Here is a 23,513-nt window from a genome sequence, read left to right on the forward strand (position 1 = left end):
CGAAGGGCCGCGGCGGACGGGCGGGCAGCGCCCGTGAGACGAACGTGCCGCGCGCCCGGGCGCTCTCGATCCAGCCCTCCGCGGCGAGCTCGCCGTACGCGGCGAGCACGGTGTTGCGGTGCACCGAGAGAGCGCGCGCGAGCTCGCGGCTCGAGGGGAGCGCCGCCCCGGGCTGGAGCGCGCCCGAGCGGATGCGCGCCGCGAGCCCGCGGGCGATCTGCACCGCGAGCGGCGCGGGGTCTTCGCGGTCGAGCGCGAGGGCGAGCGGCCAGGTGCGCACTGGTCCAGGCAGTTTATCCGGACTGGACCTTTTCGTCGTGCCAGCGCCGGAGCAGGCTCCCCGGGATGAGACGCGAGATCTTCCGGGCCGACCGCGCCCGCGCGCTGGCCCTCCTCGCCCGCGCCCCCTTCGTGCACCTCGCCACCACCACCCCCGACGGCGCGCCGGTGCTGCGCGCCATCGACGCCGCGGTGCTCGAGGACGGGGTCTTCTTCCACGGCGCGCACGCCGGCGAGAAGGCGACGTGCCTCGGCCGGCCGGCCGTGGTCTCGGCCGAGGAGGTGGTCGCCCACGTCCCGAGCTGGATGGCGGACCCGGTGCGCGCCTGCCCCGCCACCACGCTCTTCCGGAGCGTGCAGGTGCACGGGACGCTCACGGCGGTGGAGGACCCCGCCGTGAAGGCCCGCGCCCTCGAGGCACTCATGCGGCGCTGGCAGCCCGAGGGGCGGTACCAGCCCATCGACGCTCACGATCCGCTCTACCGCGGCGAGCTCGCGGGCGTGCGGGTCTTCTCCGTGCCGCTCGAGCGGGTGGACGGAAAGTGGAAGCTCCTGCAGAACCGGGCCCCCCAGGAGATCGAGCGGGTCCTCCTCGGTCTGTGGGAGCGCGGCGCGCCGGGCGACGCCGAGGCCATCGAGGCGATCCGCGATGCGAACCCGGGCGCGCCCACGCCTGCCTTCCTCGCCGCGGACGGCGTCCGGCTCCACGCTGCGCTGGGGCCGGACGACCTCGCGCCCGTGGAGGCGCTCCTCGCGGGCGAGTACTGGTGGGAGGGGGAGCCGCGGGAGCTCGTGGGCCCGGCCCACCGGGCCGCGACGGCGTGGGTCGGGGCACGGGCGCCGCACGGCGCGCTCGTCGCCTCCGCGCGCGCCGTGTCGGACGGGCGGTGCGCCTGGATCTACGACGTCGTGGTGGCGAGGCCGTGGCGCGGGCGCGGCCTCGGCAGACGGGTGATGTCGCTGCTCCTCGATCACCCCGCGGTGCGGCGAACGCGCTTCGTCCGGCTCGCCACCCGCGACGCCCAGGGGCTCTACGCCCGCTTCGGCTTCGTGGACGCTGCCGCGCGGCGGCGCTTCGCCACCTCGTCGGAGATGGTGCTGGACCGGGCCGCCGTCGCTGGAGAGGACCCTCCGCGGCGGGCGCCGGCGTAGGCGAGCTCCCATCTCCCCGCCAGCCGCAGCGTCAATCCTCGCTGCCCCGCTTCAGCCGCTCGAGCGCCGCGTAGACGTCGGAGCGCTTCAGCCCGCGCGCGCGGGCGACCTCGCGCGCGATCGCCGACGGGAGCTCGCCTGCCGCGAGCCGGCGCGCGAGCTCGTCCTCGAGCGGGACCTCCGGCGCGGGGCGCGGAGGCGGCGCGGCGCCCACTCCGGAGACGACGAGCGTCACCTCCCCGCGGACCTCGCCCACGAGCCGGGCGGCGAGGTCGGAGAGCCGCCCGCGCAGCAGCTCCTCGTGCAGCTTCGTCAGCTCGCGCGCGACGAGCGCCTCGCGATCGCCCAGCGCCGCGGCGAGATCCTCGAGCGTCTCGCGCGTCCTGTTTCCGGCCTCGTAGAGCACGAGGGTCGCGGGCGTCGCGGCGAGGAAGGCGAGGGCCTCGGCGCGCCCCGTGCCCTTGCGCGGCAGGAACCCGGCGAAGAGGAACCGGTCGGCGGGGAAGCCCGACGCGGCGAGCGCGGCGAGCGCGGCGCTCGGGCCGGGGATGGGCACCACGGTCGCGCCCGCCGCCCAGGCGGCGGCGACGAGCGCCGCCCCCGGGTCCGAGACGCCCGGCGTGCCGGCGTCCGTGCAGAGCGCGACGGACTCGCCCGCGACGAGCCGCTCGACGATCGCCGCGACGCGGCCGCGCTCGTCGAAGGCCGGCAGCGACACGAGCGCCGGCGCCGGCGCGCCGAGGTGCGCGTAGAGCTTCAGCGTCCGCCGCGTGTCCTCGGCGGCGACCGCCTGGACGCTGCGGAGCACCTGGGCGGCGCGCGGCGACAGGTCGCCGAGGTTCCCGATCGGCGTCGCGACCACGAACAGCGTGCCGCGCCCGCCCCCTCCCCGCTCACCCGTGTCCGTCACCACAGCCCCGGCCTTCCCTCTCCGTCGAACGCCCCGCGGTAGAGCTCCACCCGCGGCCCTGCCTCCTCGAACGTGACCGCGACCACGTCGAACCGCATCTCCTGCTCGAGGCCTCCGTTCCGCAGCGCCCAGTCGGTCGCGGCGGCCACCACCCGGCGCGCCTTGCCGCGCCCGACGGTCTCCTCCGGGCCGCCCTGCGCATCGGAGGAGCGGCTCCGCACCTCGACGAAGCACACGACCGCGCCCTCCCGGCAGACGAGGTCCACCTCGCCGCGCGGCGTGCCGTGGTTGCGGTCGAGGACCACGAAGCCCTCCCGGACGAGGAACTCGGCGGCGATCGCCTCCGCCTCGCGTCCCCGGGCGCGCCGATCGCCCTGCTCCGCACCGTCGGTCATCGCCTCACGCCGCGTGATCGGCCGCCTCGCGGAACGACGGGTCGACCGTCGCGTGGAGGAGCTGGCCCGGGCGGGCGATCTGCTTCAGGAGCCGCGCCGCGAAGCGCCGCGCGCCGTCCGAGAGCCCCGCGAAGGCGTCGTCGGCGATCGCCACGCCCCGTCCGGCTGCGAGCGCCTGCTCGAGGAGCGCGAGCTTGAGGGCGAGGAACACGAGGTCGCGGTCGGCGGCCGGGAGCGTCGCCGCCGGGACGGCGCGACCGCTCACCTGGATGCCGAGGTTGCCCCGCTCGTCCGCGCCGAGCGACTGGAGCCGCTGGAAGGAGAGCCCCGAGAGCGCCTGTGAGGCCTTGGCTGCGACGCCGCGGACGAGCGCGCCCGGGCTCGCGCCGGCCTCCGCGGCGGCGCGCTCGACGAGGACGCGCAGCGGGTCGCCGCCGGGCGCCGGCGTCGCGGGCGGCGGCGTCGCCTCGCGCCCGCTGGGCGCGGCAGCCGCCTCCGCCTTCACGCGTCGGAGCTCGCCCTCGACCGACACGGGATCGCGCACGAAGCCGCCAGCCTGCTCCGAGAAGGTCGCCTCCGCAGCCCGCAGCTCCGCCTCCACCTGCGTCCGCTCCGCCGCCAGGCGCTGTGCCTCCGGCGCCGCCTGCCACTCGGCGACGCGGCGGCGCCACTCCGCGACCACCGCGTCCGCGTCCCCGACCCGCGAGAGCGCCTCGCGGAGTTCGGGCACGCCCTGCACGCCGGCGGTCTTGAGCGCCGCGCGCACGTCCTGCGCCTCGCGCTCGACCCCCTCCTCGACCTTGCGCTCCCAGGCATCGACCACGCGCCTGCGCCGGGAGACGCGCTCCCACGCCTCGAGGCGGCCGACCCAATCCCACGCGACCCACGCCGCGGTCCCGAACGCGGGCACCGCGAGGAGCGCCGCGTGGCGGAGCTCCGATCCGGACGCCGCGGCCGCCGCGCCGCCGATCGCAAGCGCGAGGCCGACGCCCGCCCCTGCCCAGAACGGGATCGCGCGCCACGGCGGGACAGGCGCGCCCCGGGCGTCCACCTCGTCGAGGGACGAGCGCTCCGCGGCGGCGCGCTCGAGCGCCTCCGCGCGGCGCGCGCTCGCTCGCTCGTAGGCGGCGAGCTTCGCCTCCGCGTCGCCGAGCGCGGCGCCGGCCGCGGCCGCCGCGTCGAGCTCCGCGCGCGCCTCGAGCGCGCGCTCGAGGCCGTCGCGGAGCCGGTCTCCTGCCCGGAGCGCCTCGCCCAGGGAGGCGAGCCGCGCCTGCAGCGCGTCTACGCGCTCCTGGAGGCCCTCCGCCTTGCGCGCCTGCGCGAGCTCCGCCTCGAGCTGGGCGACGCGTCGGCGCGCCTGCTCCGGCGAGAGCGCCGCGCGCGCCGGCGCTCGGACCGGCTCGACGCCCGAGCCCTGCCGCGAGGGGAGCTCCGCCGCGGACAGCGCGAGCAGCGCGGAGAGGCGCGCCGGGGTGGGGACGCCCACGGTCGAGCGAAGGAACTCCCGGATCTCGCCGAGCTCCTGCGAGACCGGCGCGAACGCCCGCTTCTCCGCGTCGAACCGGTGGAGCTGGCAGCCGACCGCGAAGTCGCGCACGAGCCGGTACGTGATGCGGTCGTCGCCGACGAGGGTCAGCCCCGCGCGCATGCCCGCGCCCGCAGGGCCGGTGCCCGCGCGCGGGAGGGCCTCCGCGTCGCGCGGATCCGGGTGCAGCAGCGCCTCGAGGAGGCGCCGCAGCGCGGGACCGTCCGCGGTGACGACGTTGTAGCCAGGACGGAGCGTCGCGCGGCCGCCCGAAGGCGCCACGCCACGCACGCCCTGCGCTGCGAACTCGAGGAGGATCACGCTCGAGGGCGCATGTTAGCGCCCGGCGCACGGCCCGGGAAGGCACGCGCGCGCGCGAGCGAGGAGGTGGAAGCGCACCGGGGGCGCGCTCCCACCTCGTCGCCGAGAGAGGCTACGCCTGCGGCGGAGCGGCGGGAGCCGGGGGCGCGACAGCGGCGGCTGCGCTGGGGGTCGGGCCCTCCTCCTGGTGAAGGCGGGCCGCCTTCCCCTGCAGCTCGCGCAGGTAGTACAGGCGCGAGCGGCGGACCTCGCCGTGGCCCAGGACCTCGATCTTGTCGATCCGCGGGCTGTGGACGGGGAACATGCGCTCCACGCCCACGCCGTAGCTCATCTTCCGGACGGTGAACATCGACGACCCGGGGGTGCCCCGCCGGTAGGCGATGACCACGCCCTCGAAGATCTGGATGCGCTCCTTGTCGCCCTCCTTGATCTTCGTGTGGACGCGGACCGTGTCCCCGGAGCGGATCTCGGGGACGTCGTTCCGCACGTACTTCGCCTGGATGTCGGCAATCGCCTTGCGCAGCATGATCGATGCTCTCCTTTACAGCTCGTCGTCTCCGGCGTCGATGAGCCGGAGGTCGGTCTCCGTGAGGCGCGCCCTCGCGAAGAGGTCCGGCCTCCGCTCGCGCGTGACGCGCAGCGACTCGCGCCGCCGCCACCGCTCGATGCGCCGGTGGTCTCCCGAGAGGAGGACCTCCGGAACCTTCATCCCCCGGAACTCCGGGGGCCTCGTGTACTGCGGGTACTCGAGGAACGTCTCCTCGCCCGCGAAGCTCTCTGCGCCGGCGGACGCCTCGTTGCCGAGCACGCCCGGCACGAGCCGCGCGGCGGCGTCGACGACGCAGAGCGCCGCGAGCTCGCCGCCCGTCAGGACGAAGTCCCCGATCGAGACCTCCATGTCCACCGCCGCCAGCACCCGCTCATCCACCCCTTCGTAGCGGCCGCAGACGAGGACGAGCTTGCCGTGAGCCGAGAGCCGCCGCGCCAGCGCCTGGTCCAGCGCCTGCCCCCGCGGGCTCGTCATCACGACGAGCGCGCCGGGCAGCCTGGACCGCGCCGCCTCGATGGCCTCCGTGAGCGGCTCGGGCTTCATCACCATGCCGGCGCCGCCGCCGTACGGCGCGTCGTCGGCCACGCGGTGCTTGCCCCGGGCGTGCTCCCGGACGTCCGACACGGTCACCGACACGAGCCCCGCCTCGCGGGCCTTCCCGAGGATGCTCTCCGCGAGGTACCCCTCGCACATCCTCGGGAACAGCGTCAGGATCTCCACCTCGAGTCGCGCGCTCATCGCGCCTCCGCGGGATCCCCGCCTGTCGTGAACCAGCCGAACCTCACGTCCTCGTCTCCTGCGGCCTCCTTCCCTACGCTCAGTCCAGAAGCCCCTCGGGCGGATCCACCACCACGCGCCGCCCCGCCACGTCCACCTCGACGTAGGGCGCGAGCGGCACGAGCTTCTCTCCGCCGTCCTCCGTCGTCACCACGAGCACGTCCACGCCGCCCGTCTCGTACAGCCCCGTCACCGTCCCGACCGCAGCGCCCGCCGCCGTCACCACCGGCAGCCCCTCGAGGTCGGCCCAGTAGTGCCGGGCCTCGCCGAGCTCCGGCAGGTCCTCGCGATGCGCGAGCACCTCGGCGCCCACCCACGCCTCCGCCGCCGCCCGGTCGGAGACTCCGTCCACCTTCACCGCCCAGACGCGGCCCTGCGGCCGCGCCTCGACGACATCCCGCATGGGCGGCTCGGGCTCGTCTCCACGTCGGAGCGCGATCCGGGTCACCGTCGTGAGCGCGCCCTCCGTCCCGGCCACCCCGAGGTGGCCCTTCAGGCCGATGGCCCGGACGACCTTGCCGAGCCGGACGAGCGCCACGTCAGTCCAGGATGTCGAGCACCGCCCGCCGTCCTTCCTTGCGGGCGGCGGAGTCGAGCACGGTGCGGAGCGCCTTCGCCGTCTTGCCGCCTCGGCCGATGACACGCCCGAGCTCGTCGGGGGCCACGGAGAGCTCGAGGACCGTCGAGCGATCGCGCTCGAGCACCTCGACCTTCACCGCGTCCTTCTTCTCGACGAGCTCGCGGGCGAGCCAGAGGACGAGGTCGCGCATCGACGTCGCCTTACGCCTTCTTCTCGGCGGGCGCGGCGCCCTTGGCGCGCTTGAGGATCATCGCGACAGTCTGGCTGGGCTTCGCGCCGACCTTGAGCCAGTGCTCGATGCGCTCGACCTTGAGCTCGATGCGCTCGGGCACCAGCGTCGGGTCGTAGACGCCGACGTCCTCGATGTACTTGCCATCGCGGGCGTTGCGCGAGTCGGTGGCGACCACGTGATAGAAGGGCGCCTTGTGCGTGCCCGCGCGCGACAGCCGAAGAACAACCGCCATGTGTCCTGCCTCCTAAATCCTTGGAACGCGGAGCGTTTTCCCCTGCCGGGCGCGGCGGGGACTCCACGAAAAGTGGGTTTCTTTACGCCAACTTAGGCCGGGTGTCAAGACGAGCCGGCGCCGGGCTCCGCGCTGCGCTCGGCCGCATCGCCCCCCGGACTTGCGGTCCGTCGCACGCGACGCGCCCGCAGCGCCGCGAGGTGCCCCCTGGGGAGCAGCCGCAGCGTGGCGAGGTAGGCAGCCCCCGCAACGAGCACGCCGAGCATGCCCCCGGCCGCGAGGTCGGCGGCCCAGTGAGGCCCCACCCGGACCCGCGCCGCCGCACAGAGCGCCGCGAGCGCGAGGACCGAGAGCGCGCGCCGCCCGTAGGCAAGGAGCGAGAAGACCGCGAACGCGGCGACGCCGGCGGCGTGGGGCGCAGGGAACGCCGCCCGGAGGAGCGGCGCGAACCCGCTCGCCTCGAGGGGGCGGGGCGCGGCACCCGCGGCGCGGGCGGCGAGCGCGACCCCCACCGCGAGCAGGATGGCGATCGTGGCCGGCGCGACCGACTTCAGGACCCCGCGCACCTCGCCCTCGAGCCAGGAGTACAGCGCGAGGGCGACGAGCACGAGCATCCACGGCTCGCAGGCCACGAGCAGCGCCGCCATCGGCAGGTCGAGCGCGCGGGACTGGAGGGCGGCGTTCGCTGCGCCGAGCGGGTCCTGGGCGTAGAGCGGCGGCATCGAGGCGGTTCGTTTGTACCAGCGTGGCCCCCCGCGCGGAAGGCGTCCCGCGCGGGGGAAAACGAAAGGCCGCGCGCGAACGGATCGCGCGCGGCCCGGAACGGCCTGACGGGGGAGCGCCCGGACTACTCGTCGGCGCTCTTCTTCGCCTTGGCCTTCGGCTTCGCGGCGGCCTTCTTCGGCGCCTTCGCCTTGGGGGCCTTCGGCTCCTTGGCCTTGGCGGCCTTCTTCTCGCCCTCGCCCTCCCCGCCCTCCGCCTCGGCGGGGGCGCGGTCGAGGAGCTCGATCACGGCCATGTCGGCGTTGTCGCCGGCGCGGCGCCCGACGCGGACGATCCGCGTGTAGCCGCCCGGCCGCGTCTTGAAGCGGCCGGCGAGCGCGTCGAAGAGCTTGTTCAGCACCTCGACGTCCTTGATCTCGCGGTTCGCGAGCCGCCGGTGGTGGGCGGAGCCGCGCTTGGCGAGCGTGATGACCTTGTCGGCGAAGCGCTTCAGCTCCTTCGCCTTCGGCGTGGTCGTGACGATGCGCTCGTGGCGGAAGAGCGACGTCACCATGTTCCTCAGCATGGCCGTGCGATGCTCGGTGGTGCGATCGAGCCGGCGGCCGACGACGCGGTGCTTCATCTTGGGTGTCTCCTATCGGTCCAGGTTCGCTAGACCTTGGGGGCGCCCTGCGGCGCCGCCTTCGGCGGCCAGTTCTCGAGCTTCATCCCGAGCGAGAGGCCCATCTCGGCCAGGATCTCCTTGATCTCCTTGAGCGACTTCCGGCCGAAGTTCTTGGTCTTCAGCATCTCGGCCTCGGTCTTCTGGACGAGATCGCCGATGGTCTTGATGTTCGCGTTCTGAAGGCAGTTCGCGCTGCGGACGGAGAGCTCGAGCTCGTCCACCGAACGGAACAGGTTCTCGTTGAGCTTCTGCTCCTCGACCGGCTTCAGCTCCTCGGCGGGCTCCTCGGCCTCGTCGAAGTTGATGAAGATCGAGAGCTGCTCCTTCACGATCTTGGCGGCGTAGGCGACGGCGTCGTTCGGCGCGACCGAGCCATCGGTCCAGAGCTCGAGCGTCAGCTTGTCGTAGTCGGTCTGCTGGCCGACGCGGGCGTTCGTGACCTGGTAGTTGACCTTCCGGATCGGGCTGAAGAGCGCGTCGATCGGGATGGTGCCGATCGGCTGCCCCGGCACCTTGTTCCGGTCCGCCGGGACGTAGCCGCGGCCGCGGCGCGCGGTCAGCTCCATCCGGACCCGGCCGCCCTCGCTGATGGTGAGGATGTGGTGCCCGGGGTTCAGGACCTCGACCTGGTCGTCGGCGATGATGTCGCCGGCCTTGATCTCACGGGGCCCGTCCGCCTCGATCCGGAGGGTCTTCACCTCGTTGGTGTGGATCTGGAGGAGGACTTCCTTGAGGTTGAGGATGATGTCGGTGACGTCCTCGGCGACCTCGGGGATCGTCATGAACTCGTGCTCGACGCCCTCGATCTTCACCGAGGTGATCGCGGCGCCCTGCAGGCTCGAGAGCAGCACGCGCCGGAGCGAGTTGCCGAGGGTGATGCCGAAGCCGCGCTCGAGCGGCTCGGCGACGAACTTCCCGTAGGTGTTCGAGAGGCTCTCCTGGTCCACGACCAGGCCGCGCGGCTTGATGAGGTCGCGCCAGTTCTTCGTGACGATCGGATCGACCATGGGCTGTCTCCTCTGCCGCCGCCCCCTCCCCTCGTCCGCTCAGCCATGCGGCGGGGGATCCGTGGGACGCGCGACTCCTTGGATGTGATGAGCGGGCCGGCGTCGTTTGCTCGCCGGCCCGCTCGAAGGCTCTCATCGTCCATGATCTTCGGCCCGCTCACCTGAGCCCGCCGAACGGACGCTCGCCCTGAGCCTGCCGAAGGGCGCTCGATTACTTCGAGTAGAGCTCGACGATGAGCTGCTCCTGGATCGGCATGGTGATGTCCTCGCGCGAAGGCTGGGTCTTCACCGTGCCCTTGAAGCCGCCCTTGTCGAGCTCGAGCCAGCCGGGGACGCCGCGGCGGTCGACCGCCTCGAGGGCCTCGCTGATCCGGACGACCTTCTTCGAGCGATCCCGCAGCTCGATCTTGTCGCCCGCGCGGCACAGGTAGCTCGGGATGTTGACCTTGCGGCCGTTCACCTTGAAGTGGCCGTGCCGGACGAGCTGCCGCCCCTCGTTGCGCGTGTCGGCGAAACCGAGGCGGAACACGACGTTGTCGAGCCGGAGCTCGAGCGTCTGGAGCAGGTTCTCGCCGGTCTTGCCCTTCGCGGCGGCGGCGTTCTGGTAGGCGTGGCGGAACCCGGCCTCGAGGAGGCCGTACATCCGCTTCACCTTCTGCTTCTCACGGAGCTGGACGCCGTACTCCGAGAACTTCACGCGCCCCTGGCCGTGCTGGCCGGGAGGGTAAGGGCGGCGCTCGATGGCGCACTTGTCGGTGTAGCACCGGTCGCCCTTCAGATACATCTTGAGGTTCTCCCGGCGGCAGAGCCGGCAGACGCTTTCGTTGTAGCGAGCCACGTTCGTTCTCCTGACTAGACGCGGCGGCGCTTCGGCGGCCGGCAGCCATTGTGCGGGATCGGGGTCACGTCCCGGATGAGCGTGATCTTGAGCCCGGCGGCCGAGAGCGCGCGGAGCGCCGACTCGCGGCCCGCGCCCGGACCCTTCACGAGCACCGAGACGGTCTTGAGGCCGTGCTCCATCGCCTTCGCGGCGGCGTCGCCGGCGGCGACCTGGGCGGCGAACGGGGTCGACTTGCGCGAGCCCTTGAAGCCGCGCGCGCCCGCGCTCGACCACGAGAGCACGTTCCCCGAAGCGTCGCAGATCGTGATCATCGTGTTGTTGAAGGTCGAGGCGATGTGCACGATGCCCGCCGCGACGTTCTTCTTCACCCGCTTCTTCCCCTTCTTCGGGGTCACGGGCGAGGCGGTCACCGGCTCGATGCCGCCGAGGTTCGGCGCCGAGGGTGCGGCGGCGGCCTCCTCCGGCTTCTTCGTCTGCTGCTTCTCGTCAGCCACTCTGAGCTCTCCGGTCTAAGGACGTTCGGTTACTTCGGCGCCGGGGCGGCGACGGCCTTCCGCACGAGACCCTTCTTCGGGCCCTTCCGCGTGCGCGCGTTCGTGTGGGTGCGCTGACCGCGGACCGGCAGGCCCTTGCGGTGGCGCAGGCCGCGGTAGCAGCCGAGATCCATGAGCCGCTTGATGTTGAGCGACGTCTCGCGACGGAGGTCGCCCTCGACCTTCACGTTCTGCTCGATGGTCTCGCGGATGCGGCGGACCTCGTCGTCGGTGAGATCCTTCGTCCGCGTGGTGACGTCCACCTTGGCGCGGTCGCAGACGGCCTGCGCGGTCGTCTTGCCGATGCCGTAGATGTACTGCAGGGCGACCTCGATCCGCTTCTCGCGGGGGAGGTCGACGCCGGCGATGCGAGCCATTCGTCTCTCCGTTACTCGCCGGGCCCTAGCCCTGGCGCTGCTTGTGGCGGGGGTTGGCCGGGCAGATGATCCGCACGGTGCCCTTGCGCTTGATGACCTTGCACTTGTCGCAAACCTTCTTGACCGACGCGCGGACCTTCATGACCCGTTCCCTTCCGCTCGTGGTGTTCGAACCACGAAGTCCTGCTCCAAAGACGAAAAACCCCGCCGCTACGGCCGGCGGGACTGGCGGCTCGGGAGCGCTCCGTGGCGCGCCCGGCGTAGCCGCCCGTATTCTCCGGGCTTTCCCGGGAGGCCACCCGACCCGAGCGGCCTCAACGAAGCGGGCCCTATAACATAGCGAAACCGCGGCTGCAAGCGGGTCCGCGCTGGCCTGCCTCCTATCGGCTCCCCCCGCCCGGTCCCACCCGCCCGAGGGTGAGCACCTCCGGCCCATCCTCGGTGATCGCCACCGTGTGCTCGAAATGGGCCGACAGGCTGCCGTCGGCCGTCACTGCCGTCCAGCCGTCCTCGAGCGTCTCCACCGCGCGCCCGCCCGCGTTCACCATCGGCTCGATGGCGAGGACCATCCCCGGCCGCAGCACGACGCCGGAGCCGCGGGTTCCGAAGTTCGGGACCTGCGGGGCCTCGTGGAGCCGCCGTCCGATACCATGGCCCACGAAGTCGCGCACGACCGAGTAGCCCTGCGGCTCCACGCACGCCTGCACGGCGGCGCCGAGGTCGCCGACCCGGCCCTCGGGGACCGCCGCGGCGATCGCGCGCCGCAGCGACTCGCGCGTCGCCTCGAGCAGCCGGGTCGCCTCGGCGCTCACCCGGCCCACGGGGACCGTGCGCGCCGAGTCGCCGAACCAGCCGCCGAGCACGACCCCGAAGTCGAGGCCGACGATGTCGCCCTCCCGCAGGACCCGTCCCTCGGACGGGATGCCGTGCACGACCTCCTCGTTCACCGAGATGCAGAGCGAGGCCGGATAGCCGTGGTAGCCCAGGAAGGCCGGCTCGGCGCCGCGGTCGCGGGCGCGCGTGCGGGCGAGCCGGTCGAGGTCGGCCGTCGTCACCCCCGGCACCGCCGCCGCCGCCAGCTCGTCGAGCACGTCGTGCACCACCAGGCACGCCTCGCGGATCCGCGCGATCTCGTCGCGGGTGCGCAGCTCGATGCGCTCGCGTGCGCGCCCGTCCATCGTCGCGTCCGCGCCGCCTACTTCGAGAGGATCCGCTTCGTGGCGGCGAGGATGCCTTCCGGCGTGCCGATGCCGTCCACGTTCGCGAGCAGCCCGCGCTCCCGGTAGAAGCGCTTCAGCGGCTCCGTCTTGTTGCCGTACTCCGCCATGCGCTTCTTCACGTTCTCGGGCTTGTCGTCGTCGCGCTGGACGAGCCCCGCGCCGTCGCGGTCGCAGTAGCCCATGCGCCGCGGCGGATTGCCGGAGACGTGATAGACGGCGCCGCACTTCGGGCAGCTCCGCCGGCCGCTGATCCGCTCGACGATCGCCTCCTCGGCGACGTCGTACGAGACGACGCGCGTGAGGGAGCGCCCCATCGACTGGAGCAGGCCGTCGAGGTACTCCGCCTGGGCGATCGTCCGCGGGTACCCGTCGAGGATGAAGCCGTCGGCGACGTCCGGGCGGGAGAGGCGGTCCTTCACGAGCGCGTTCGTGACGTCGTCCGTCACGAGCGCGCCCGCGTCCATGATCGCCTGGATCTGCTTGCCGAGCTCGGTCCCGCGCGCCTTGTGATCGCGGAACATGTCGCCCGTCGAGATGTGCGGGACGTGGTACTCGGCGGAGAGCAGCTTCGCCTGGGTGCCCTTGCCGGCCCCCGGCGGTCCGAGCAGGATGAGGATCATCGCGACCTCCGAGACGCAGCGGGCCTCGCATGCGAGGCCCGCCGTGCGTCAGGCGTTGACGGCCTGTCCGGTCGAGAGCCTGCGGCCGCGGATCCGCGGGCCGCGCGGGCCGGTGAAGCCCTCGTAGTGCCGCGTGATGAGGTGCCCCTCGATCTGCTGGACCGTGTCGAGCGCGACGCCGACCACGATGAGCAGCGAGGTGCCGCCGAAGTAGAAGTTGATGTTGAACTCGTTCGTCAGGATCGACGGCAGCACGCACACCGCGGCGAGGTAGATCGCGCCGCCGAAGGTGATGCGCGACAGGACGTAGTCGATGTAGTCCGCCGTCTTCTTGCCAGGCCGGATGCCCGGGATGTAGCCGCCGTACTTCTTGAGGTTGTCGGCGACGTCCACCGGGTTGAACGTCACCGCGGTGTAGAAGTAGGCGAAGAAGATGATGAGGACGACGTACAGCACGTTGTAGATCCAGCTGCCCGACTGGATCGCGGTGGACACGCGGCTGAGCGCCGGGAACCAGCCCGCGAGCGTCGCCGGGAAGAGCAGCAGGGACGACGCGAAGATCGGCGGGATGACGCCCGAGGTGTTCACCTTGAGCGGCAGGTGCGTCGACTGGCCGCCGTAGAGCTTCCGGCCGACCACCCGCTTCGCGTACTGGATCGGGATGCGCCGCTGCCCGCGCTCGACGAACACGATCGCCCCGATCACCACCACCATGATGGCGAGCAGGACGACGACCCCGAGTTCGCTCATCTGGGAGCCCGGCGCGCGGAACGCGTGGAAGGTGTTCCAGGCCGCGGCGGGGACGCGCGCGACGATGCCGGCGAAGATGATGAGCGAGATGCCGTTCCCGACGCCGCGCTCGGTGATCTGCTCGCCCATCCACATGATGAACGAGGTGCCCGCCGCGAGCGAGATCATGGTGATGAGCCGGAAGCTCCAGCCCGGATCGGCGACCACCGCGAGGCCGGCCGGATCGCGCAGCGTCTCCAGGTACGTGGCGATCCCGTAGCCCTGGATCGCCGCGAGCACGACCGTGAGGTAGCGCGTGTACTGGGTGATCTTGCGCCGCCCCAGCTCGCCTTCCTTCTGGAGCTTCTCGAGCGCCGGCACGACCACCGTGAGGAGCTGCAGGATGATCGACGCCGACACGTACGGCATGATGCCGAGCGCGAAGATCGACAGCTGCTCGAACGCGCCGCCGGAGAAGAAGTTCAGGAGCCCGAGCAGGTTGCCGGACGAGACGACGTTCTGCATCGCCTGCCGGTCGACGCCCGGGGTCGTGACGTAGATGCCGAGCCGATAGACGGCGAGCATCCCGAGGCTGAAGAGGAGCCGCTTTCGGAGCTCCGCGATCTTGAAGATGTTCACAAGCCCGCTGACTGCCATGCGGTCCCCTTTCGCCCTGCGCCCGACGCGCGGCGCGCCGCGTGGCGCGGCCGCCGTCGTGCCGCCACGTCCCCGCCCTACTTCTTCGCCTGGGCCCTCTTCGCGGCCTTGGCCTTCTCGTACATCGTGACGGGCGCGGGGATGAGCTCCACCTTGCCACCCGCCTTCTCGACCGCGGCGCGCGCGCCGGCGGTCGCGCGGTGCACCTTGACGGTGACCGCGCTCGTGAGCTCACCGCCGCCCAGGAGGACGACGCCGTCACGGTTCCCGCGCACGAGCCCCGCGCTCTTCAGCGCGGCGGGATCCACGAGGCCCGAGAGGCCCTCGAGATCCCCGACCTTGACCTCCTCGAGATCGCGGCGGAAGACGTTCTTGAAACCGAACTTCGGGAGGCGACGCTGGAGCGGCATCTGGCCGCCCTCGAACCCCTCGAAGTGCATGTTGCCGGAGCGGGCCTTCTGGCCCTTGCCGCCGCGGCCAGCCGTCTTGCCGAGGCCAGATGCCTGGCCACGGCCGACGCGCGTGCGCTCGCGGTTCGCGCCCTTGGGCGCCTTGAGCTTGGAAAGCGACATGGAGCGTTCTCCTTTTATCACGAGGCGGACGGCTGTCTAACCCTGCCGGGCCGCCGCCTTCGCCTTCCTGGCCTTCCGCCCCTCGGGCGCAGGCTGGTCTACCCGCTCCCACTCGACGAGATAGGAGACCTTCGCGATCATCCCCATCGTCTGCGGCGTGTCGGGCAGGAGCTTCGTGGAATCGAGCTTCTTGAGGCCGAGGCCCGCGACGATCGTTCGATGCGCAGCGGGGCAGCCCGCGAGCCCGCGGACGAGCTTCACCTGGATGGCAGCCATGATGTCTCCTTACGCCCCGCCGAGCTCGGCGGCCTGCTTGCCGCGCGCGCGGGCGGCGTCGTCCGCGGAGCGCAGCCTCTTCAGGCCCGCCACGGTCGCCTTGAGGACGTTGTGCGGGTTGCGCGAGCCCTGGCACTTCGTGAGGACGTTGCGGATGCCGGCCGCCTCGAGGACCGCGCGAACCGTGCCGCCGGCGATGACGCCGGTGCCCTCGCCCGCGGGCTTGAGAAGCACCCAGCCCGCGCCGAAGTGGCCGAGGACCTCGTGGGGGATCGTCGTCCCGACGAGCGGAACCTTGAAGAGGTTCTTCTTCGCCTGGTCGCCGCCCTTGCGGATCGCCTCGGGGACCTCGTTCGCCTTCCCGAGGCCCACGCCGACGTGGCCGTTGCCGTCGCCGACGACGACGAGCGCCGAGAAGCTGAACCGGCGGCCGCCCTTCACGACCTTCGCCACCCGGTTGATGTGGACGACCTTGTCCTGGAGGTCGAGCTCGTTCGCGTTGATGGGAGTAGCCATTCGAAACCTTTCCGTCACCTAGAACTTGAGCCCGGCCTCGCGCGCGGCCGCGGCCACCGCCTCGACGCGCCCGTGGTAGTCGAACCCGTTGCGGTCGAACACGACCGCCTCGATCCCCTGCGCCATGGCCGCCTTCGCGAGGGCCGCGCCCACGCGCTTCGCCGCAGCGGTCTTGTCGTCGTCCTTGAGCTCGGCCTTGAGCGCCTTCGCGTTCGTGGCAACCGAGACCAGGGTGGTTCCCGTCGTGTCATCCACGAGCTGGGCGTACATGTGCTTGAGGCTCTTGTAGATCGTGAGCCGGGGGCGCGCGGCGGTGCCGGAGATCTTCCGGCGGATGCGAGCCCTGCGCTTCTCGCGCGGCGTGACGTGCTTCGCCATGACTGTCCTCCTTGCGGCGGCGACGGTTCAGCCGCCGCATGAGCGGGGTGGATGCCGGGCCTAGGCGGCGCCGGTCTTGCCTTCCTTGCGGCGGATGATCTCCTCCGCGTACTTGATGCCCTTGCCCTTGTACGGCTCGGGCGGGCGGAGGGCGCGGATCTTGGCAGCGGTGAGGCCGAGGAGGTGCTTGTCCACGCCCTTCACCGTCAGCTTCGTCTGCTTCGCGTCGACCTCCGCGGTCACGCCCTCCGGCAGCTTGAACACCACCGGGTGCGAGAAGCCGAGGGCGAAGTGGATCTCCTTCCCCTTCACCTCGGCCTTGAAGCCGACGCCGCTGATCTCCAGGCCGCGCTCGTAGCCCTTCACGACGCCATCGAGCGCGTTCCTGACGAGCGTACGGGTGAGGCCGTGCAGTCCCTTCGACACCGAAGAGTCGTCGGGGCGCGTGACCTTCACCTCGCCCTTGTCCACCGCGACCGTCACGCGCGGGTTCGTGGGGAAGGACATCTTGCCCTTGGGCCCCTCGATCTTCACGAGGTTGCCGTCCACGGAGACCTTCACCTTCTCCGGGATCTTGACGGGCAGCTTGCCGATGCGAGACATCTCGGTCGCTCCCTTACCAGACGGTGCAGATCAGCTCGCCGCCGACCTTCTGCTTGCGGGCCTCGCGGTCCACCATCACGCCCTTCGACGTGGAGAGGATCGCGATGCCCATGCCGTTCAGCACGCGCGGAATCGAGTCGGTCGGCACGTAGCGCCGCAGCCCCGGCTTCGAGACTCGCTTGATGTCGCTGATCGCCGGCTCTCGGTCGCCGCTGTACTTGAGGAGGATGGTGATCGCGCCCTGGGGCCCGTCCTGATGAAGGACGAAGTCCTTGATGAAGCCCTCCTCGCGGAGGACCTCGGCGATGCGGACCTTCAGCCGGGACGTGGGAACCAGGACCTTCTCGTGACGCGCGTTCGAGGCGTTACGGATGCGCGTCAGCATGTCGCCAATGGGATCGGTGAAGCTCATCTCGCGTCTCCCTTACCAGCTCGACTTGATGACGCCGGTGATCTCGCCCTGCAGCGCGCGCTGGCGGAAGCAGAGACGGCACATCTGGAACTTGCGCAGGAACGCGCGCGGCCGGCCGCACAGCGGGCAGCGGTTGTACTGCCGGACCGGGAACTTCAACTTGCGCTTGGCCTGCGCCATCTTCGAAAGCTTCGCCATGGGATCTCCTTTTACTGACGGAACGGCATGCCGAGGTGGCGAAGGAGCGCTCGGCCCTCCTCGTCGTTCCGCGCGGTCGTGACGACCGTGATGTTCATCCCTTTGATCTTCTCGACCTTGTCGTAGTTGATCTCGGGGAAGATGATCTGCTCGCGCACGCCGAGCGTGTAGTTGCCCTTGCCGTCGAACGCCTTGGGCGAGACGCCCTTGAAGTCGCGCACGCGCGGGAGGGCGATCGACACGAGGCGGTCGAAGAACTCGTACATGCGGTCGCCGCGGAGCGTGACCATCGCCCCGATCGACTGGCCCTGGCGCAGCTTGAAGTTCGCGATGGACTTGCGCGCCTTCGTCACGACCGGCTTCTGACCGGTGATGGAGGACAGCTGCTCGACCGAGGCGTCGATGATCTTGCCGTTGTTGATCGCCTCACCGAGCCCCATGTTCACGACGATCTTCTCGAGCTTCGGGGCCTGCATCGGGTTCGCGAACCCGAACTCCTTCATCAGCTCGGAGCGGACTTCCTTCTCGTACCGCTCCTTCAGACGCGCTGCCATCGTGCTCTCCTTGCCTTCGGCCGGCCTCTTCCCGTGCCGGGCGATGCGTTTTCCTACGAACTCTCCGTGCCGTCCAAATCCCGACGGCAGAAACCCCGCCTACTTCGCGGCCTTCTTCTTGTCGGACCGCGCCTTCTCCTTGGCGCCGAGGTCGCGCGCGATCTTCTCGCGGCGGACCGCCTTGTCGCCCTGGAGCACCATCACGTTCGAGATGGCGACGGTCCCCTCCTTCTCGAGGATCCCGCCCTCCGGCGTGGCCTGGCTGCGCCCCTTCTTCAGGTGGCGCTTCACGGTCATGAGCTTCTCGATGCGGACGCGGCCCTTCTCGGGCAGGAGCTCGAGGACCTTGCCCTGCTTCCCCTTCTCCTTGCCGGAGATGATCTTGACCGTGTCGCCCTTGCGAATGCCCGGCATGGTTACAGCACCTCCGGCGCGAGGCTGATGATCTTCATGAACTTCCGGGCGCGGAGCTCGCGCGCCACCGGCCCGAAGATGCGCGTGCCGATGGGCTCGAGGTCCTTGTTGATGAGGACCGCGGAGTTCCCGTCGAAGCGGATGTAGCTGCCGTCCGGCCGCTTGACCTCGCGGCTCGTGCGCACGATGACGGCGCGGGCGACCTCGCCCTTCTTCACCTTCGCCTGGGGGATCGCCTCCTTGACCGAGACGACGATCACGTCGCCGATCGAGGCGTACCTGCGGCGGCTGCCCCCGAGCACCTTGATGCACTGGACTTTCTTCGCGCCGGAGTTGTCGGCGACGTCGAGCATCGTCTGCATCTGGATCATGGCCTAGACCTCCGCCTTCTCGAGGGTCTCGGCGACGCGCCAGCGCTTGTCCTTGGACATCGGACGCGTCTCGACGATCCGGACCTTGTCGCCGATCTGGCAGGCGTTGTTCTCGTCGTGCGCCTTGTACTTCTCGGCGCGCTTCACGATCTTCCCGTACTTCGGCTCGGTCACCCGGCGCTCGACCTTGACGACGACGGTCTTCGCCATCTTGTTCGAGACGACCACGCCGATGCGGGACTTGCGGTTGCCGCGCTCCATGTCGATCACTCCTTCGCCTTCCCGGCCTGCGCCGTGGCGAGCTCCTTCTCGCGCGCGACCATGAGGATGCGCGCGATCTCGCGCTTGGTCTTGGCGAGGTCGGCGGTCGAGTCGAGCACGCCGGTCGAGTGCTTGTTCTTGAGGTCGAAGAGCGTCTGCTTCAGCTCTGCCGCGCGGGCGAGGAGATCCTTCTGCTCCAGCTCGCGCAGCTCGTTGACGGTGGCCATCGCTCGTTCCCTCCTACAGCGTGGAGCCGCGCTTCACGACTTTCGTCGAGACGGGCAGCTTGTGGGCGGCGAGGTGGAAGGCCTTCTTCGCCGACTCGTCGTCGACGCCGGAGAGCTCGTAGAGCACGCGGCCGGGCTTCACGACCGCCACGTAGTACTCCACGTTGCCCTTTCCGGTGCCCATTCGCGTCTCGGCGGGCTTCTTCGTGATCGGCTTGTCCGGGAACACCCGGATCCAGAGCTTGCCGCCCCGCTTCACGTAGCGGGTGATCGCCACGCGCGCGGCCTCGATCTGGCGTGAGGTGAGCCAGCCGCACTCGGTGGCCTGCAGGCCGTACTCGCCCTGGTTCAGGTCCGAGCCGCGGTAGGCCTTGCCCCGCATGCGGCCCTTCATCATCTTGCGGTACTTCGTTCGCGCCGGCTGAAGCATGTGCGTCTCCTAGAAGGTTCCTGGGCGCGGCTCAGGGCCGGGCGCCGCCGGTGCTCCGCGGCGGGCGCGCAGGGGTGGTCTGCGGCAGCACCTCGCCCCGCATGATCCAGACCTTGCAGCCGATCTTGCCGTACGTGGTCTTCGCCTCGGCGAAGCCGTAGTCGATGTCCGCGCGCAGCGTGTGGAGCGGGACGCGGCCCTCGCGGTACCACTCGTACCGCGCCATCTCCGAGCCGCCGAGACGGCCGGAGCAGGCCACGCGGATTCCCTTCGCGCCGAACTTGAGGGCGGTCTGGACCGCCTTCTTCATGGCGCGGCGGAACGCGATGCGGCGCTCGAGCTGGGTCGCGATGTTCTCCGCGACGAGCTGCGCGTCCGTCTCGGCCTTACGGACCTCGACGACGTTCAGGTAGACCTCGGCCTCGGTCTTGCCCTGCAGCTCCTTCTTGATCGTCTCGATCCCCGCCCCCCGCTTGCCGATCACGATGCCCGGCCGCGCGGTGTGGACGTTGATCTTCACCTTGTTCGCGGCGCGCTCGATCTCGATGCGGGAGATGCCGGCCTGGCCGAGCTTCTCCTTCACGTACTCGCGGAGGTGGATGTCCTCGTGGAGCCACTTCGCGTAGTTCTTCTCTTCGTACCACTTCGAATCCCAGGACCGGATGACGCCGAGCCGGAACCCGATCGGATGGACTTTCTGTCCCATGTGCTCTCCTCGATTCCCTTGGGTTCCAGGCTACTGCGCGGTTCCGAGCTCGACGTAGACGTGGCTCGTCTTCTTCTCGATGCGGAAGGCGCGGCCCATCGCGCGCGGCATGAAGCGCCGCATCTTCGGGCCCTGGTCCACCGTGAGCGTCTTCACGACGAGCGCGTCGACGTCGACGCGGCCGCCCTTCTGCTCGGCGTTCGCCACCGCGGAGCGGATGAGCTTCGAGAGGTGCTTCGCCGCCGCCTGCGGCGTGAACTTGAGCACCGCCAGCGCGTCGCCGACGGGCATGCCGCGCACCTCGTTCGCGACGAGCCGCACCTTGCGCGGCGCGACGCGGAGGAAGCTGAGGGAGGCGTGCGGCCCCGGCGCGGGCTTCGCGGGCCGGTTCGGCTTCGAACGGCGCGCGGGCACCGGCTGGCGGACGCGCTTGGCGCCCTTCTTCGTGGTCTGGGTCTCGGCCATGTCCGTTCCCTCGCTACTTCCTGGCCGGCGCAGGCGCCGCCGCGGCCTTCTTCTCGGCCGAGTGACCGTGGAAGGTGCGCGTCGGGGCGAACTCGCCGAGCTTGTGGCCGACCATGTTCTCGGTCACGAACACCGGGACGAACTTCCGCCCGTTGTGGACCGCGAACGTGTGGCCGACGAAGTCCGGCAGGATCGTGCTCCGCCGCGACCAGGTCTTGATGACCGACTTCTTGTTGCCCTTGTTCGCGTCCTCGACCTTCTTCGTGAGGTGCTTGTCCGCGAACGGGCCCTTCTTGATCGAACGCGCCATGAGTCGCTGTCCCTTCTCGCTCGCTACTGGGGCGTGTTGCGCGGCCCGGGCTTGCGGCGGGAGACGATGAACTTGTCAGTGCGGCGGTTGTTGCGGGTCTTCTGACCCTTGGTCTTCTGGCCCCACGGCGAGACCGGGTGCGGGTTGCCCTGGCCGGACTTGCCCTCGCCGCCGCCGTGCGGGTGATCGACGGGGTTCATCGCGAGGCCGCGCACGGTCGGGCGCTTGCCCAGCCAGCGGCTCTTGCCCGCCTTGCCGTGGCGGACGCTCGAGCTCTCGACGTTCGAGAGCTGGCCGATGGTCGCCCGGCACTCCTGGAGGACCTTGCGGACCTCTCCGGAGGGCATGCGGATCTGGGCGTACAGCCCCTCCTTCGCCATGAGCTGGCCGAAGGAGCCCGCCGCCCGGATCATCTTGCCGCCGGAGCCGGGCTGCGACTCGACGTTGTGGAGCACGGTGCCGAGCGGGATCGCCTTGATCGGCAGCGCGTTGCCCGGGCGGATGTCGACCGCCTCGCCGGAGACGAGCGAGTCCCCGACGTTCACGCCCACCGGCGCGAGGATGTAGCGCTTCTCGCCGTCGGCGTAGTGCAGGAGCGCGATGCGCGCCGTGCGGTTCGGGTCGTACTCGACCGAGGCGACCTTGGCCGGCACGCCGTCCTTGTCGCGGCGCCAGTCGATCACGCGGTAGCGGCGCTTGTGGCCGCCGCCGATGTGGCGGGTCGTGATGTGGCCGTGCGCGTTGCGGCCGCCCGACTTGCGGACGGGCTGCGTGAGCTTCTTCTCCGGCTTGGACTTCGTGATCTCCGCGAAGTCCGCCACCGTCATGCCCCGTCGGGCAGGGCTGGTCGGCTTGTACTGTTTGAGGGCCATGTTGGTCTCCGTCCCCTCGCCTCTACGTCCCCTCGAAGAGGGCGATCGTCTCGCCCTCCTTGAGGGTCACGAAGGCCTTCTTCCAGTTGGGGCGGCGGCCGACGTTCCGGCCGACGCGCTTGTTCTTTCCGCGCGCGATGGCGGTGCGCACGTCGAGGACGTGCACGTTGAAGAGCTTCTCCACCGCCTGCTTCACCTGGATCTTGGTGGCGTCCCGGTGCACCTCGAAGGCGTACTGACGGTACGCCTCGCGGGCCTGCTCCGCCTTCTCGGTGATGAGCGGACGCTTCACCACGTCCTGCATGGCGAGGTTCATGAGAGGCTGGCCTCCAGCTTCTTCGCGGTCTCGGCCGTCAGCACGAGCGCGTCGTGCTTCAGGATGTCGTAGACGTTGAGCCCCTCGGCGGCGAGGAAGTCCGAGCCGTCGAGGTTGCGCACGCTCCTCGCGAGCGAGGCGTTCGCCGCAGCGTCGACGACGAGCGCCTTCTTCGCGCCGAGCTTCGCGAGCACCTTCGCTGCCGCGGAGGTCTTCGGCTCGGCCGGCTTCCACTCCTGCACGATGACGAGCTTCTGCTCCTGGCTGCGGAGCGCGAGCGCGGCGCGCAGGGCCGCCTTCCGGACCTTCTTGGGAACGTCGTAGGAGTAGTCGCGCGGCTTCGGCCCCATCGCCTTGCCGCCGCCCACCCACTGCGACGCCCGGGTCGAGCCCTGGCGGGCACGGCCGGTGTGCTTCTGCTTCCAGGGCTTCTTGCCGCCGCCGGACACGAGGGACCGGTTCTTCACGGCGTGGGTGCCCGAGCGATCGGAGGCGAGCTTCGCCTTCACCACCTCGTAGAAGAGGTGCTCGTTCACCTCGCCCGCGAAGACGGCGTCGGCGAGCTCGATCTCGCCCACCTTCTTCTTGTCGAGGTCGTAGACGTCGAACTTGGCCATAGGGTCCTCGACTACTTGATCTCCACGTCCACGCCGGCCGAGAGGTCGAGCTTCATGAGCGCGTCGAGCGTCTGAGGAGTCGGCTCGAGGATGTCGAGCAGCCGCTTGTGCGTGCGGATCTCGAACTGCTCGCGCGACTTCTTGTCGACGTGCGGGCTGCGGAGAACGGTGAACTTGTTGATCCGGGTGGGGAGCGGGATCGGTCCCGCCACCTTCGCGCCCGTGCGCTTCGCGGTCTCGACGATCTCCCCGGCCGACTGGTCGAGCAGCTTGTAGTCGTAGGCCTTGAGCCGGATCCGAATCTTCTGAGTCGCCATCGGAAAGCCTTCTCTCCATCACTCGGCGCGGCGCGGAACCCTGGCCCGCAACGTCTGCGGGCCCAGGGCCCCGCCGTTCGCCGGTGGTGCTACCTACTGGATGACCTCGGCCACGACGCCCGCGCCGACAGTGCGGCCGCCCTCGCGAATCGCGAAGCGCAGCTCCTTCTCCATCGCGATCGGCGTGATGAGCTCCACCGTCATCCCGATGTTGTCCCCGGGCATCACCATCTCGACGCCCTCGGGGAGCTGCACCGACCCCGTCACGTCCGTCGTGCGGAAGTAGAACTGCGGCCGGTAACCATTGAAGAACGGCGTGTGGCGCCCACCCTCTTCCTTCGTGAGGACGTACACCTCGGCCTTGAACTTGGTGT

At 70.8% G+C, this 23,513-nt stretch carries 41 protein-coding genes; 1 reads left to right on the forward strand and 40 read right to left on the reverse strand.

Annotated features, from left to right (window positions below; all coding sequences use genetic code 11):
• Positions 1-280 (reverse strand): GntR family transcriptional regulator (locus MNY62_RS21355; protein ID WP_242346371.1); only part of this gene is annotated, 280 nt, incomplete at its 3' end.
• Positions 281-345: 65 nt separating this feature from the next.
• On the opposite strand from MNY62_RS21355, the gene MNY62_RS21360 reads away from it, so the two are divergent.
• Entirely contained in the window at positions 346-1,431 is a 1,086-nt protein-coding gene (locus MNY62_RS21360) for a GNAT family N-acetyltransferase (protein ID WP_242346372.1), read from the forward strand.
• Between the two features lie 31 nt (positions 1,432-1,462).
• Here MNY62_RS21360 and rsmI read toward each other — a convergent pair whose 3' ends face one another.
• The 39 genes from rsmI to MNY62_RS21555 form a co-directional block, all read right to left on the reverse strand.
• The gene (rsmI, locus tag MNY62_RS21365) at positions 1,463-2,341 is read right to left on the reverse strand and encodes a 16S rRNA (cytidine(1402)-2'-O)-methyltransferase (protein ID WP_242346373.1); all 879 of its coding nucleotides are present in this window, start codon (positions 2,339-2,341) and stop codon (positions 1,463-1,465) included.
• A complete protein-coding gene (locus MNY62_RS21370) occupies positions 2,338-2,736 on the reverse strand; it encodes a YraN family protein (protein ID WP_242346374.1) in 399 nt (132 codons plus the stop codon). The genes rsmI and MNY62_RS21370 overlap by 4 nt, the downstream gene beginning before the upstream one ends.
• A gap of 4 nt (positions 2,737-2,740) precedes the next feature.
• The gene (locus MNY62_RS21375) at positions 2,741-4,582 is read right to left on the reverse strand and encodes a hypothetical protein (RefSeq protein ID WP_242346375.1); all 1,842 of its coding nucleotides are present in this window, start codon (positions 4,580-4,582) and stop codon (positions 2,741-2,743) included.
• A gap of 112 nt (positions 4,583-4,694) precedes the next feature.
• Positions 4,695-5,108 carry a 50S ribosomal protein L19 gene (gene rplS, locus MNY62_RS21380; protein WP_242346376.1) on the reverse strand — a complete coding sequence of 138 codons (414 nt, stop codon included), beginning with the start codon at positions 5,106-5,108 and terminating at the stop codon, positions 4,695-4,697.
• 15 nt (positions 5,109-5,123) lie between these two features.
• Positions 5,124-5,870, reverse strand: coding sequence for a tRNA (guanosine(37)-N1)-methyltransferase TrmD (gene trmD, locus MNY62_RS21385; RefSeq protein ID WP_242346377.1), 747 nt, complete (start codon positions 5,868-5,870; stop codon positions 5,124-5,126).
• Between the two features lie 79 nt (positions 5,871-5,949).
• Positions 5,950-6,447 carry a ribosome maturation factor RimM gene (gene rimM, locus MNY62_RS21390; protein ID WP_242346378.1) on the reverse strand — a complete coding sequence of 166 codons (498 nt, stop codon included), beginning with the start codon at positions 6,445-6,447 and terminating at the stop codon, positions 5,950-5,952.
• Between the two features lies 1 nt (position 6,448).
• The gene (locus MNY62_RS21395) at positions 6,449-6,679 is read right to left on the reverse strand and encodes a KH domain-containing protein (RefSeq protein WP_242346379.1); all 231 of its coding nucleotides are present in this window, start codon (positions 6,677-6,679) and stop codon (positions 6,449-6,451) included.
• Positions 6,680-6,689: 10 nt separating this feature from the next.
• Complete coding sequence (rpsP, locus tag MNY62_RS21400) at positions 6,690-6,953, reverse strand: 30S ribosomal protein S16 (RefSeq protein ID WP_242346380.1); 264 nt, start codon at positions 6,951-6,953, stop codon at positions 6,690-6,692.
• A gap of 104 nt (positions 6,954-7,057) precedes the next feature.
• Positions 7,058-7,675 (reverse strand): phosphatase PAP2 family protein, encoded by a 618-nt coding sequence (locus tag MNY62_RS21405; protein ID WP_242346381.1) that lies wholly within the window; start codon positions 7,673-7,675, stop codon positions 7,058-7,060.
• A 125-nt stretch (positions 7,676-7,800) separates the two neighbouring features.
• The gene (gene rplQ, locus MNY62_RS21410; protein ID WP_242346382.1) at positions 7,801-8,298 is read right to left on the reverse strand and encodes a 50S ribosomal protein L17; all 498 of its coding nucleotides are present in this window, start codon (positions 8,296-8,298) and stop codon (positions 7,801-7,803) included.
• Between the two features lie 29 nt (positions 8,299-8,327).
• Positions 8,328-9,347 (reverse strand): DNA-directed RNA polymerase subunit alpha, encoded by a 1,020-nt coding sequence (locus tag MNY62_RS21415; protein WP_242346383.1) that lies wholly within the window; start codon positions 9,345-9,347, stop codon positions 8,328-8,330.
• Positions 9,348-9,558: 211 nt separating this feature from the next.
• Positions 9,559-10,185 carry a 30S ribosomal protein S4 gene (gene rpsD / locus MNY62_RS21420; protein ID WP_242346384.1) on the reverse strand — a complete coding sequence of 209 codons (627 nt, stop codon included), beginning with the start codon at positions 10,183-10,185 and terminating at the stop codon, positions 9,559-9,561.
• Between the two features lie 14 nt (positions 10,186-10,199).
• Positions 10,200-10,682 carry a 30S ribosomal protein S11 gene (rpsK, locus tag MNY62_RS21425; protein WP_456298375.1) on the reverse strand — a complete coding sequence of 161 codons (483 nt, stop codon included), beginning with the start codon at positions 10,680-10,682 and terminating at the stop codon, positions 10,200-10,202.
• A 29-nt stretch (positions 10,683-10,711) separates the two neighbouring features.
• Positions 10,712-11,098 (reverse strand): 30S ribosomal protein S13, encoded by a 387-nt coding sequence (rpsM, locus tag MNY62_RS21430; RefSeq protein ID WP_242346385.1) that lies wholly within the window; start codon positions 11,096-11,098, stop codon positions 10,712-10,714.
• 25 nt (positions 11,099-11,123) lie between these two features.
• A complete protein-coding gene (gene rpmJ / locus MNY62_RS21435) occupies positions 11,124-11,240 on the reverse strand; it encodes a 50S ribosomal protein L36 (RefSeq protein ID WP_242340100.1) in 117 nt (38 codons plus the stop codon).
• A gap of 238 nt (positions 11,241-11,478) precedes the next feature.
• Positions 11,479-12,276, reverse strand: a complete 798-nt coding sequence (map, locus tag MNY62_RS21440) for a type I methionyl aminopeptidase (RefSeq protein ID WP_242346386.1) — start codon at positions 12,274-12,276, stop codon at positions 11,479-11,481.
• Between the two features lie 17 nt (positions 12,277-12,293).
• Complete coding sequence (locus MNY62_RS21445) at positions 12,294-12,938, reverse strand: adenylate kinase (protein ID WP_242346387.1); 645 nt, start codon at positions 12,936-12,938, stop codon at positions 12,294-12,296.
• A gap of 48 nt (positions 12,939-12,986) precedes the next feature.
• Positions 12,987-14,324, reverse strand: a complete 1,338-nt coding sequence (secY, locus tag MNY62_RS21450; protein ID WP_242346388.1) for a preprotein translocase subunit SecY — start codon at positions 14,322-14,324, stop codon at positions 12,987-12,989.
• Positions 14,325-14,401: 77 nt separating this feature from the next.
• Positions 14,402-14,896, reverse strand: a complete 495-nt coding sequence (rplO, locus tag MNY62_RS21455; protein ID WP_242346389.1) for a 50S ribosomal protein L15 — start codon at positions 14,894-14,896, stop codon at positions 14,402-14,404.
• Positions 14,897-14,932: 36 nt separating this feature from the next.
• On the reverse strand, positions 14,933-15,172 hold the full coding sequence (gene rpmD, locus MNY62_RS21460) for a 50S ribosomal protein L30 (protein WP_242346390.1): 240 nt from the start codon (positions 15,170-15,172) through the stop codon (positions 14,933-14,935).
• Between the two features lie 9 nt (positions 15,173-15,181).
• On the reverse strand, positions 15,182-15,688 hold the full coding sequence (gene rpsE, locus MNY62_RS21465; RefSeq protein ID WP_242346391.1) for a 30S ribosomal protein S5: 507 nt from the start codon (positions 15,686-15,688) through the stop codon (positions 15,182-15,184).
• Positions 15,689-15,706: 18 nt separating this feature from the next.
• Positions 15,707-16,066, reverse strand: a complete 360-nt coding sequence (gene rplR, locus MNY62_RS21470) for a 50S ribosomal protein L18 (RefSeq protein ID WP_242346392.1) — start codon at positions 16,064-16,066, stop codon at positions 15,707-15,709.
• Positions 16,067-16,126: 60 nt separating this feature from the next.
• Positions 16,127-16,669, reverse strand: a complete 543-nt coding sequence (rplF, locus tag MNY62_RS21475; RefSeq protein ID WP_242346393.1) for a 50S ribosomal protein L6 — start codon at positions 16,667-16,669, stop codon at positions 16,127-16,129.
• Between the two features lie 13 nt (positions 16,670-16,682).
• Positions 16,683-17,081: a 30S ribosomal protein S8 gene (gene rpsH / locus MNY62_RS21480; RefSeq protein ID WP_242346394.1), complete on the reverse strand. Its 399-nt coding sequence runs from the start codon at positions 17,079-17,081 to the stop codon at positions 16,683-16,685.
• 12 nt (positions 17,082-17,093) lie between these two features.
• Positions 17,094-17,279, reverse strand: coding sequence for a type Z 30S ribosomal protein S14 (locus MNY62_RS21485; RefSeq protein WP_242340110.1), 186 nt, complete (start codon positions 17,277-17,279; stop codon positions 17,094-17,096).
• A gap of 11 nt (positions 17,280-17,290) precedes the next feature.
• Complete coding sequence (rplE, locus tag MNY62_RS21490) at positions 17,291-17,833, reverse strand: 50S ribosomal protein L5 (protein WP_242346395.1); 543 nt, start codon at positions 17,831-17,833, stop codon at positions 17,291-17,293.
• A gap of 99 nt (positions 17,834-17,932) precedes the next feature.
• Positions 17,933-18,247, reverse strand: coding sequence for a 50S ribosomal protein L24 (gene rplX, locus MNY62_RS21495; RefSeq protein ID WP_242346396.1), 315 nt, complete (start codon positions 18,245-18,247; stop codon positions 17,933-17,935).
• A 2-nt stretch (positions 18,248-18,249) separates the two neighbouring features.
• Complete coding sequence (rplN, locus tag MNY62_RS21500; protein ID WP_242346397.1) at positions 18,250-18,618, reverse strand: 50S ribosomal protein L14; 369 nt, start codon at positions 18,616-18,618, stop codon at positions 18,250-18,252.
• A 3-nt stretch (positions 18,619-18,621) separates the two neighbouring features.
• A complete protein-coding gene (gene rpsQ / locus MNY62_RS21505; RefSeq protein WP_242346398.1) occupies positions 18,622-18,879 on the reverse strand; it encodes a 30S ribosomal protein S17 in 258 nt (85 codons plus the stop codon).
• A gap of 5 nt (positions 18,880-18,884) precedes the next feature.
• Positions 18,885-19,106 carry a 50S ribosomal protein L29 gene (rpmC, locus tag MNY62_RS21510; RefSeq protein WP_242346399.1) on the reverse strand — a complete coding sequence of 74 codons (222 nt, stop codon included), beginning with the start codon at positions 19,104-19,106 and terminating at the stop codon, positions 18,885-18,887.
• Positions 19,107-19,119: 13 nt separating this feature from the next.
• Complete coding sequence (rplP, locus tag MNY62_RS21515) at positions 19,120-19,536, reverse strand: 50S ribosomal protein L16 (protein WP_242346400.1); 417 nt, start codon at positions 19,534-19,536, stop codon at positions 19,120-19,122.
• Between the two features lie 31 nt (positions 19,537-19,567).
• On the reverse strand, positions 19,568-20,242 hold the full coding sequence (rpsC, locus tag MNY62_RS21520; protein ID WP_242346401.1) for a 30S ribosomal protein S3: 675 nt from the start codon (positions 20,240-20,242) through the stop codon (positions 19,568-19,570).
• Positions 20,243-20,272: 30 nt separating this feature from the next.
• Complete coding sequence (rplV, locus tag MNY62_RS21525; RefSeq protein WP_242346402.1) at positions 20,273-20,707, reverse strand: 50S ribosomal protein L22; 435 nt, start codon at positions 20,705-20,707, stop codon at positions 20,273-20,275.
• Positions 20,708-20,720: 13 nt separating this feature from the next.
• Complete coding sequence (gene rpsS, locus MNY62_RS21530; RefSeq protein ID WP_242340119.1) at positions 20,721-21,017, reverse strand: 30S ribosomal protein S19; 297 nt, start codon at positions 21,015-21,017, stop codon at positions 20,721-20,723.
• 23 nt (positions 21,018-21,040) lie between these two features.
• Positions 21,041-21,889, reverse strand: coding sequence for a 50S ribosomal protein L2 (gene rplB / locus MNY62_RS21535; RefSeq protein WP_242346403.1), 849 nt, complete (start codon positions 21,887-21,889; stop codon positions 21,041-21,043).
• A 22-nt stretch (positions 21,890-21,911) separates the two neighbouring features.
• The gene (locus MNY62_RS21540; protein ID WP_242340121.1) at positions 21,912-22,205 is read right to left on the reverse strand and encodes a 50S ribosomal protein L23; all 294 of its coding nucleotides are present in this window, start codon (positions 22,203-22,205) and stop codon (positions 21,912-21,914) included.
• The gene (gene rplD / locus MNY62_RS21545) at positions 22,202-22,822 is read right to left on the reverse strand and encodes a 50S ribosomal protein L4 (protein ID WP_242340122.1); all 621 of its coding nucleotides are present in this window, start codon (positions 22,820-22,822) and stop codon (positions 22,202-22,204) included. The genes MNY62_RS21540 and rplD overlap by 4 nt, the downstream gene beginning before the upstream one ends.
• Positions 22,823-22,833: 11 nt before the next feature.
• Entirely contained in the window at positions 22,834-23,139 is a 306-nt protein-coding gene (gene rpsJ / locus MNY62_RS21550; RefSeq protein WP_011421000.1) for a 30S ribosomal protein S10, read from the reverse strand.
• Positions 23,140-23,232: 93 nt separating this feature from the next.
• Positions 23,233-23,513: EF-Tu C-terminal domain-related protein (locus tag MNY62_RS21555; RefSeq protein WP_456298376.1), on the reverse strand; the 281-nt coding region annotated here is incomplete at its 5' end.

The organism is Anaeromyxobacter terrae (assembly GCF_022690685.1).
GTDB classification, from domain to species: domain Bacteria; phylum Myxococcota; class Myxococcia; order Myxococcales; family Anaeromyxobacteraceae; genus Anaeromyxobacter; species Anaeromyxobacter terrae.

Coding starts and splice junctions, on each gene's coding strand:
- MNY62_RS21360 (WP_242346372.1), top strand. CDS start 346: ATGAGACGCGAGATCTTCCGGGCCGACCGCGCCCGCGCGCTGGCCCTC.
- MNY62_RS21370 (WP_242346374.1), bottom strand. CDS start 2,736: ATGACCGACGGTGCGGAGCAGGGCGATCGGCGCGCCCGGGGACGCGAG.
- rplS (WP_242346376.1), bottom strand. CDS start 5,108: ATGCTGCGCAAGGCGATTGCCGACATCCAGGCGAAGTACGTGCGGAAC.
- trmD (WP_242346377.1), bottom strand. CDS start 5,870: ATGAGCGCGCGACTCGAGGTGGAGATCCTGACGCTGTTCCCGAGGATG.
- MNY62_RS21395 (WP_242346379.1), bottom strand. CDS start 6,679: ATGCGCGACCTCGTCCTCTGGCTCGCCCGCGAGCTCGTCGAGAAGAAG.
- rpsP (WP_242346380.1), bottom strand. CDS start 6,953: ATGGCGGTTGTTCTTCGGCTGTCGCGCGCGGGCACGCACAAGGCGCCC.
- MNY62_RS21405 (WP_242346381.1), bottom strand. CDS start 7,675: ATGCCGCCGCTCTACGCCCAGGACCCGCTCGGCGCAGCGAACGCCGCC.
- rplQ (WP_242346382.1), bottom strand. CDS start 8,298: ATGAAGCACCGCGTCGTCGGCCGCCGGCTCGATCGCACCACCGAGCAT.
- MNY62_RS21415 (WP_242346383.1), bottom strand. CDS start 9,347: ATGGTCGATCCGATCGTCACGAAGAACTGGCGCGACCTCATCAAGCCG.
- rpsM (WP_242346385.1), bottom strand. CDS start 11,098: ATGGCTCGCATCGCCGGCGTCGACCTCCCCCGCGAGAAGCGGATCGAG.
- rpmJ (WP_242340100.1), bottom strand. CDS start 11,240: ATGAAGGTCCGCGCGTCGGTCAAGAAGGTTTGCGACAAGTGCAAGGTC.
- map (WP_242346386.1), bottom strand. CDS start 12,276: ATGGACGGGCGCGCACGCGAGCGCATCGAGCTGCGCACCCGCGACGAG.
- MNY62_RS21445 (WP_242346387.1), bottom strand. CDS start 12,938: ATGATCCTCATCCTGCTCGGACCGCCGGGGGCCGGCAAGGGCACCCAG.
- secY (WP_242346388.1), bottom strand. CDS start 14,324: ATGGCAGTCAGCGGGCTTGTGAACATCTTCAAGATCGCGGAGCTCCGA.
- rplO (WP_242346389.1), bottom strand. CDS start 14,896: ATGTCGCTTTCCAAGCTCAAGGCGCCCAAGGGCGCGAACCGCGAGCGC.
- rpmD (WP_242346390.1), bottom strand. CDS start 15,172: ATGGCTGCCATCCAGGTGAAGCTCGTCCGCGGGCTCGCGGGCTGCCCC.
- rpsE (WP_242346391.1), bottom strand. CDS start 15,688: ATGGCTACTCCCATCAACGCGAACGAGCTCGACCTCCAGGACAAGGTC.
- rplR (WP_242346392.1), bottom strand. CDS start 16,066: ATGGCGAAGCACGTCACGCCGCGCGAGAAGCGCAGGGCTCGCATCCGC.
- rplF (WP_242346393.1), bottom strand. CDS start 16,669: ATGTCTCGCATCGGCAAGCTGCCCGTCAAGATCCCGGAGAAGGTGAAG.
- rpsH (WP_242346394.1), bottom strand. CDS start 17,081: ATGAGCTTCACCGATCCCATTGGCGACATGCTGACGCGCATCCGTAAC.
- MNY62_RS21485 (WP_242340110.1), bottom strand. CDS start 17,279: ATGGCGAAGCTTTCGAAGATGGCGCAGGCCAAGCGCAAGTTGAAGTTC.
- rplE (WP_242346395.1), bottom strand. CDS start 17,833: ATGGCAGCGCGTCTGAAGGAGCGGTACGAGAAGGAAGTCCGCTCCGAG.
- rplX (WP_242346396.1), bottom strand. CDS start 18,247: ATGCCGGGCATTCGCAAGGGCGACACGGTCAAGATCATCTCCGGCAAG.
- rplN (WP_242346397.1), bottom strand. CDS start 18,618: ATGATCCAGATGCAGACGATGCTCGACGTCGCCGACAACTCCGGCGCG.
- rpsQ (WP_242346398.1), bottom strand. CDS start 18,879: ATGGAGCGCGGCAACCGCAAGTCCCGCATCGGCGTGGTCGTCTCGAAC.
- rpmC (WP_242346399.1), bottom strand. CDS start 19,106: ATGGCCACCGTCAACGAGCTGCGCGAGCTGGAGCAGAAGGATCTCCTC.
- rplP (WP_242346400.1), bottom strand. CDS start 19,536: ATGCTTCAGCCGGCGCGAACGAAGTACCGCAAGATGATGAAGGGCCGC.
- rpsC (WP_242346401.1), bottom strand. CDS start 20,242: ATGGGACAGAAAGTCCATCCGATCGGGTTCCGGCTCGGCGTCATCCGG.
- rplV (WP_242346402.1), bottom strand. CDS start 20,707: ATGGCCGAGACCCAGACCACGAAGAAGGGCGCCAAGCGCGTCCGCCAG.
- rpsS (WP_242340119.1), bottom strand. CDS start 21,017: ATGGCGCGTTCGATCAAGAAGGGCCCGTTCGCGGACAAGCACCTCACG.
- rplB (WP_242346403.1), bottom strand. CDS start 21,889: ATGGCCCTCAAACAGTACAAGCCGACCAGCCCTGCCCGACGGGGCATG.
- MNY62_RS21540 (WP_242340121.1), bottom strand. CDS start 22,205: ATGAACCTCGCCATGCAGGACGTGGTGAAGCGTCCGCTCATCACCGAG.
- rplD (WP_242340122.1), bottom strand. CDS start 22,822: ATGGCCAAGTTCGACGTCTACGACCTCGACAAGAAGAAGGTGGGCGAG.
- rpsJ (WP_011421000.1), bottom strand. CDS start 23,139: ATGGCGACTCAGAAGATTCGGATCCGGCTCAAGGCCTACGACTACAAG.